The following is a 6,858-nucleotide window of genomic DNA, read 5'->3' as shown; positions in this document are numbered from 1 at the left end:
GGGCGGTGGTCAAGCGCAAGGGTATGTGCAGAATAATTTCTGGGGACACGAGTCGGGCCCGTACGATTCCGTGAGAAATCCATTTGGCCAAGGAGATACTGTATCGTATCGACTCGTTTACGAACCGTGGGAAGTAGACACAAGCTTTTTCTCTGCGGCACCTGAGCCGCGCGAGCCGGTTGAGATTCCTGCAACCTTCATCGGCAACGCCTACCCCAATCCCTTCAACAGTACTGTCACGATTGAGTTTGTGCTGCTGCACGATCAGGAGATAACACTTGACATTTTTGATTTGACGGGTCGGCGCGTTGAAACGGTTTTTAGCGGCAGAATGAACAAAGGTGTGCACATTCGAGATTGGCAGCCAAAGTCTCAAGCGAGCGGCGTTCAAGGCATTCTGCAAAATACACACAAGGCGAGCCATTTGGCTCGCCTCAATTGTCCAGGAAGAGTGCGTAAATGAGTTCACACTTAAGAAACACTCAACTGTTTTTGCGCAACTTAGCGGGTCAAGAAAACTTTGTGATTATGCCACAAACCTCTTGACAAACGGACGAGGGGGCATATATTATATTGTTGTTACCCTTCGCGCACGACGCCGGAGGTAACAATTTGAGGAGCGCTGTTATGAAGTGGAGAATTAGAAAGTCGCAGTTTGCAGTAATGTTCGGGTTTGTTCTCGTTGTCACGAATGGTTTGACATTGGATGCTGTTGGTTGGGAATCCAAGCATGAGTACACACAGACAGGGGATTACAGTCCGGAGAGTATTCCCGGGACGTACAGCGGAGAACGATATCTGTATGCAAGCGCACCGACAATCGGTGGTGCATACGGTGAGATTAAGCAGGACGGTCGATTACGAGCAGTCGTTAGAGTAGAGCGCCCAACTGTTCACTATCCTGCATCCATGTGTGATACGGGATGGGTACAAGTTGGCGCGGGAGCAGCACAGTTTGATACTTGGGCGCAGGTCTCGGCCGGGACTGCCACAATCATCTGTTGGGACAACAGCAGCTCATACATGCAACAGGCGATATGCCCGCAAAACCAAGGACAGTGACTGACTTCCGAAGGTCTCGCATGGCTTTTCTCCTTCTGCTGCTGCTTCTGTGCGTGAAAGTGCACCGGGCTGCGATTATTGAGCTGAATCCGGGTGAATCCATCAGTGAGGCGATCCGGAGTTCCGCAGCAGGAGATACGTTGTTGCTCAACGATGGTGTGTACTTTGAAAGTGTGCGTGTACTCAATCACTCGGTTGTGCTTGCAAGTCGCTTCATTTTAGATGCCGACACGTCCCATATTTCCGGGACGGTCATCGACGCTCATGCCGCTGTTGCTGATACGCAAAGCTGCGTTGTTTCGTCACTGCCGACAACGGATAGTCTGTCATTGCTCGGGCTTACACTTCGAAACGGACACGGCACAATATGGCACACGGATGACGTTAACTACATTGCTGGCGGAGCGATTCATGTTACACAAGGAAGGATTTCGATAAGAAATTGTTGTATTGAAGCATCTGGGGCGGAATGGGGCGGAGGTGTCTTCTGTATCACGGAAAACCAATCTCCCGACGAAATTCAGATTGAACTGCGATATTCTCGTATTACCAATTGTCGCGCGGAATACTATGGAGGAGGAGCAGTTATCCGAACTGGTGCGGCATCGTTGGAATTCGTTACTTTCGAGGCGTGCACAAGCAATGGCACTGGTGGCGGTTTAACCAACCTCAGCACCTCAACAACTTTGCTTTCTTGTACCCTTCGCAGTTGTGCGGCGTCTCTTGCTGCTGTTGAAATCAGTGGAGTGAACTCGATTGTGCAGGGATGCGTTTTTGAGGGCAACGGGAATCATCGGAGTAGCGAGTTCTTTGGAACCTGTCACTTGATTTCCGCTGGAGCTGTTTATGTTCGCAACAACGTCTTCCGCAATAATACGACCAATGACCCTGCAATATGGATTCATGACTTTCGCCGGTTTGGTCAACCGTTTTTCACCGGAAACATTATCGAGTCCCATACGATGACTGACCGGATCGGCTCCGTCTATTTCTGGAATTGCGAAGGTGAGGTATGCTACAATATCGTGCGAGACTGCTACGGAGAACGTGGTGCACCGCTCTTTCCGCAAGGCTCCATTCGCTTTCATCACAATGTGTTTCGAGACAACCGAAAGGAAACCACCGACCCAAACTACGCGTCGGTTATTGATCTTACAAACGCGCAAGGTTCATCAGTACGCATGGACTCGAACTTGATCCAGGGAAACTCGAGCCCGGTGATTGCATACGATCCCTTTGTGCCCCTTCCGTCTACAGTCATCGCTCGACATAATTTTTGGGGACACGAAACCGGTCCGTATCATTACAATTTGAACCCGAATGGTCAAGGAGATACAATTTACATCAACAACATAGAGTTTGAGCCGTGGTTGACCTCGCCGCCTGACACAGCGCATTCCAATGTCCCTGACAATCCGGGACGACCTTCAATTCCTGCGACATGGCAGATATTGTCCGTCTATCCGAATCCATTCAATTCAACTTTGAGAATTGACTTAGCGGGGTTCGCTCGCGATGATTTCAAGATTGCATTGTTTGACTTGCTTGGACGTGAGTGCGCTGTGTTGCATGTTGGCTCCACGTCCGGTGGAAGTCTTTCGTTTCCCGCGCCGGCGACTTTGGCAAGCGGAATCTACTTCTTGATGACGCGCGACGCCCACTATTCCGTTGCAAACAAGGTTGTATTCCTTAAGTAGGCGGAGCTTCGAGCCGCACCTCAAATACACACAAGGCGAGCCATTTGGCTCGCCTCATTTATGATTAGAGTTCACCGCCGCGAACACTTCGTCCGCTACAGCGACTCGTGAGTGACAGTTCTACTGCGCTTCAGCGTGCGTCGCGCGCTCGCTTCTGAGTCGTGCAAGCTCATCCTGATAGTAGCGGACTCGCTGACTTAGCTGGCTCACCACCGGATGCTCCATCGTCACCGCTTCGCCGTTTGACAGCAGCGCGTGACACTTCGCACCCAAGGCCTCATGCGCGCCGCGGAGTCGCCGCTCCGTCTGCAACTCGTCCATACGAATCCGTCCCTGCCGCGCAAACTCGTCGCCGCGATCCTTCCAATCCTTCAAGCCTGCAAGTACCGTTTCGCGAACGTCATCCCACAGGTTTTTTCCCTGCGGCGGTGTGGTCGTTGTCTGTGGCATCTCTCACCTGCTTTCCTTTCGTTCCTGCGTACTCCTTGAACGCTCAAACGCTGACGGCCGTTCCCATCTCTACAAGCCGATCTCCTTCATCAGCCAGCCGCGATAGGCATCGCCGATATGGTCTATATCAAACACTAGCAATTCCGGGACCGTATAGGGATGCTCGTCCTCAAAATACTTTTCAATCTCCGCCAATCGTGAATGATGAGACTTTATCAGTAACACGAGTTCCGGATCATCGGTCAATTCGTTCGACTCCCAATGATAAAGAGAGTGTGCACCCGGCAATCTTGTCACACAGGCCGCAAGCCTTTTTTCCACAAGCCCTTTAATAAAATCCGTTGCCGTTTCCGTATGCGCAATTGTGGTGAGGATGAGGATTTCCCCATGACCCTTCGCCATCTGTTACTCCTATTTGCTTTTGCTGAATTCTAATTCGACTGTAATTTGCTGTGTCTCAGACAATTTCATGAATAAAAACTCCGGCCGGGGAATCTGGTGATCCTGCAGAAGCACGTTCCACTTGTACCGCCCCGTCAACTTTCCCGTCGCTGAATCGTAACTGATGGTTCCCAGCATCTCATACTGCTTCTTGACACCGTGCAATTCAAGCTCGCCGCGCAGCAGTGTGTGGGCTGTGCCGCCTCCCGAAATGTTCGAAGGCTCCGCGGAGACCACTGACGTCACGGTGAACACCGCTTGCGGATATTCATTTGTATGCAAATGATTTTCCCGCATATGCTGATTCCGCAGCGACAGCCCCGTATCCAACTCCCGCAAATCCACCCGGATAGTCCCCCCGGCACCGGTGGTCAGCGAACTTAAGTCCAAAGACAGCGACCCGCTGGCCGCCGACGTCCGCCCGACGATCTTCTCCAACGGCGCGTCGGAGATGAACTGCACAAGTTGCTTCCCCCCTGTTGTCTCAAGCTGGAAATTCGTATTTTCCGCTAAGCTGGAACCGATCAGCGTTAACAGAGTTGCAACCAATAGTCGTAGCTTCATCGTCCCTCCAGGAACCGCTGAGTTAGCGAACGAGTTCTTCAAAATTCGGGGCGGGAACAAACTTCGGGTACTTCCGGGCCGGGCGCACTGCCGGCATGTGCGGTTTCGGATTCTTGTAGGTCCGGGCTTTGCGCTCTGCGAGATAGAAAGTGCCGAAATTGGTCAGCATCACCTTGTCGCCGTCCCAGACGGCATCCTTTATGGTGTCCAGTATGACGGAAAGTACTTCGCGTGCTTCCGCCTCACTCAAAGCCGTCCGGGCAGAAATTGCGGCAAGCATTTCTCTATTGGTCATCCTCAATACAATTCCTTTATTATCATAAGGTAAACAAGATGCCTCTGTACGAATACAAGTGCGACACCTGTGGGAAAATTGTGGAAGTTCTGGAATCCCGTCACCAAAATCGGGCATCGGGTTTCTGCCCGAACTGCGAAGGTGACCGCAAATTCACGAAGCTCTTCTCCCTGACTGCCGTCCCCAACAAAGATCATTTCGAAAATGTTGGCATGTGCGGCGAACCCAAAGGCACCTGTCACGGCGGAGCTTGTGGCTGTTCAGGACATTAACAAACGGTCAGCAAAATGCCACTCTATGAATACAAGTGCGATGGCTGCGGCAAAGTCATCGAAATTCTACAATCGAATACCCAGACCTTAACTGAAGGTTTCTGCCCCACTTGCAACGCGGTCAAGCCGTTGTCCAAGCTGTTCTCGCTGACAGCAGCACCGCAAGGACATGGTTCTCAAGGATTTGTCGGAGCATCTGCAGGTCATTCCTGCGGCCACGGCGGCTTCAGCTGAGCGCACTAATCTGAGTCAGTTGACTCGAAGAAAGTTATCCACGCCTCTCGCTATTTCAACCGCTTCTTCAGTTCCTCGATAGCGGTTTTCACGCCCGGAAACTCCTGAGCATCGTGTAGAGGCGGTATCGGCTCTGCCGGAGTTTCCGCTTCAATCAGCCGTTTTGTTCGCAGCACTATTGTTCCCGGCCCCACTTGCTGAGCCGTTGCAACAATCTCAAAATCAAGAAAATCACCCTCTTTCAGACCCGTATGCTCGACAAGCCGCTGCGGTAAAGTGATTTGATTCTTGGATCGGATGCGTGCTGAAAGTCGCTTGGCCATGAAACTTCGATTGTGTGAATTTCCTACTTTCTGAAGATACATATTTGACCCGTGTCAATCAAGTTGCGGAGGGTCAACAGTTATGTTGCGAAATGTGGTCTCTGATTTGCAAGAAAATGCTTGACAAGGTGCTAATTTTTTGTTACTTTCGTCAAGCTTTGTGAGTAAATCCGCAAAGTTTTTAACCTGTTTCAAAACAATAAGATAATGTTTGTTCTTGCAGCGCGATGTGCTATGGCGTCCGCTGTGTGTCCGCAAGCGGTGGGGTTCTAAAAGCCCTTCTGAACCCAAGATGTTGTGGTGAAATTAACGAAGTTGAATGGCGAACCGTAAGTTTTCATTAATCCTACTCTCACACGACCTTAGCAAAAAGGTTGAGTTTACGTTCACCCGCGCAAAGGCCAAAGCGCTCCTTGCCGGGTTGGTCGCAAGCTTCCTGCTGTTTAACGGTGTGACCGGATTTCTCGCCACCCGCTTCGTCGGTGATTCCGACAAGGCTCAACTGGAAGCTGAAAATCAGGCCCTGCGCGAGCAGCTGGCCAACTTCGATACCAAAATCAAGTCCGTCGAGCAAAAGCTCTCCACCCTTGCCGAAACGGACAACATGCTCCGCCTCATGGCGGATTTACCGTTGCTGCCTGCCGATGTCCGTAAAGTCGGCGTCGGTGGTACCGTGGAAATCCTCCCGCCGGGACCGGTCGTTCCTGAAGCACAGGAGCTCAATGACATTCTGAACAAGCTGGACCGCGAAATTGAACTGCAGAAGACCAGCTTCCGTGAGATTCACTCCAAGCTTGACCAGAATGCGAAGCTACTCGAACACCTGCCAACTCTGAGACCCTGCGACACGGGCTATTATTCGTCCGGGTTCGGTGTCCGCCGTGATCCCTTTACCAAGAAAGCTACTCACCATGACGGCTTGGACATTTCCGCACCGCGCGGTACTCCCGTCATGAGTACTGCCGCCGGAACGGTTATCTATGCCGGCCGGTATTACAATTACGGACAATTCATTGTTGTCGATCACGGCGGCGGTTATCAAACCGCTTACGGGCACCTGCACAAAATCCTGGTTCGCAAAGGTCAAAAGGTTGGCAAGGGTACCGTCATCGGTCAAGTTGGCTCAACCGGCCGCTCAACCGCCCCGCATCTGCACTACGAAGTGCGTGTCAACGGCGTCGCCGTAAATCCCATGGACTATGTCTTCGAAGACACCGACAACTTCCCGGGCTTTGCAGTCGAGACGGACGCGACGGAATCGCACGAGCATGACCATTCTGAAGAGGTGGACGGCTAAGCCGCAATTGCTGATTTCCGGCCCGAAGCACCTTGCTTCGGGCTTTTTTTTGTTCTAAAGAGTTGCATAGGCGGGATTTGAGGGTTAAATTGTTTGTTGCCGCATTCGGATCCGCAATACGCACCTCTGTTTTCTTTCCTTTGTGCACAAACTTGAACACGGCGGCGGTTTGTCTTGCAGCATCTGCGCGGTCAATCCGGGCAATCCTGAAATAATAGTGAGA

Annotated in this window: 11 protein-coding genes; 6 read left to right on the top strand and 5 right to left on the bottom strand. The window is 51.6% G+C overall.

Going from position 1 to position 6,858, the window contains the following annotated elements:
* From HUU59_10575 to HUU59_10565, 3 genes are all read left to right on the top strand, one after another.
* Window positions 1–463: T9SS type A sorting domain-containing protein (locus HUU59_10575; protein NUO19883.1), on the top strand; the 463-nt coding region annotated here is incomplete at its 5' end.
* Between the two features lie 164 nt (window positions 464–627).
* Window positions 628–1,062, top strand: a complete 435-nt coding sequence (locus tag HUU59_10570; GenBank protein ID NUO19882.1) for a hypothetical protein — start codon at window positions 628–630, stop codon at window positions 1,060–1,062.
* 20 nt (window positions 1,063–1,082) lie between these two features.
* Window positions 1,083–2,759 carry a T9SS type A sorting domain-containing protein gene (locus tag HUU59_10565; protein NUO19881.1) on the top strand — a complete coding sequence of 559 codons (1,677 nt, stop codon included), beginning with the start codon at window positions 1,083–1,085 and terminating at the stop codon, window positions 2,757–2,759.
* A 120-nt stretch (window positions 2,760–2,879) separates the two neighbouring features.
* On the opposite strand, the gene HUU59_10560 is transcribed toward HUU59_10565, so the two are convergent.
* From HUU59_10560 to HUU59_10545, 4 genes are all read right to left on the bottom strand, one after another.
* Window positions 2,880–3,209, bottom strand: coding sequence for a hypothetical protein (locus HUU59_10560; GenBank protein ID NUO19880.1), 330 nt, complete (start codon window positions 3,207–3,209; stop codon window positions 2,880–2,882).
* Window positions 3,210–3,278: 69 nt separating this feature from the next.
* Entirely contained in the window at window positions 3,279–3,611 is a 333-nt protein-coding gene (locus tag HUU59_10555; protein NUO19879.1) for a divalent-cation tolerance protein CutA, read from the bottom strand.
* Window positions 3,612–3,620: 9 nt separating this feature from the next.
* The gene (locus HUU59_10550) at window positions 3,621–4,214 is read right to left on the bottom strand and encodes a YceI family protein (protein NUO19878.1); all 594 of its coding nucleotides are present in this window, start codon (window positions 4,212–4,214) and stop codon (window positions 3,621–3,623) included.
* Between the two features lie 22 nt (window positions 4,215–4,236).
* A complete protein-coding gene (locus tag HUU59_10545; GenBank protein NUO19877.1) occupies window positions 4,237–4,509 on the bottom strand; it encodes an HU family DNA-binding protein in 273 nt (90 codons plus the stop codon).
* A 38-nt stretch (window positions 4,510–4,547) separates the two neighbouring features.
* Between HUU59_10545 and HUU59_10540 the strand changes: the two genes are divergently transcribed.
* Window positions 4,548–4,781 (top strand): hypothetical protein, encoded by a 234-nt coding sequence (locus HUU59_10540; GenBank protein NUO19876.1) that lies wholly within the window; start codon window positions 4,548–4,550, stop codon window positions 4,779–4,781.
* 15 nt (window positions 4,782–4,796) lie between these two features.
* Complete coding sequence (locus HUU59_10535) at window positions 4,797–5,015, top strand: zinc ribbon domain-containing protein (protein NUO19875.1); 219 nt, start codon at window positions 4,797–4,799, stop codon at window positions 5,013–5,015.
* A 50-nt stretch (window positions 5,016–5,065) separates the two neighbouring features.
* Here HUU59_10535 and HUU59_10530 read toward each other — a convergent pair whose 3' ends face one another.
* Window positions 5,066–5,338: an AbrB/MazE/SpoVT family DNA-binding domain-containing protein gene (locus HUU59_10530; GenBank protein NUO19874.1), complete on the bottom strand. Its 273-nt coding sequence runs from the start codon at window positions 5,336–5,338 to the stop codon at window positions 5,066–5,068.
* A gap of 319 nt (window positions 5,339–5,657) precedes the next feature.
* Between HUU59_10530 and HUU59_10525 the strand changes: the two genes are divergently transcribed.
* Window positions 5,658–6,635, top strand: a complete 978-nt coding sequence (locus HUU59_10525) for a M23 family metallopeptidase (GenBank protein NUO19873.1) — start codon at window positions 5,658–5,660, stop codon at window positions 6,633–6,635.
* Window positions 6,636–6,858 lie beyond the last annotated feature (223 nt).

The sequence above is a fragment of the bacterium genome (genome assembly GCA_013360195.1).
GTDB lineage: Bacteria > Electryoneota > RPQS01 > RPQS01 > RPQS01 > JABWCQ01.
The sequence above is the reverse complement of the archived record's forward strand: the minus strand, read 5'-3'. Positions and strand labels throughout refer to the sequence as shown.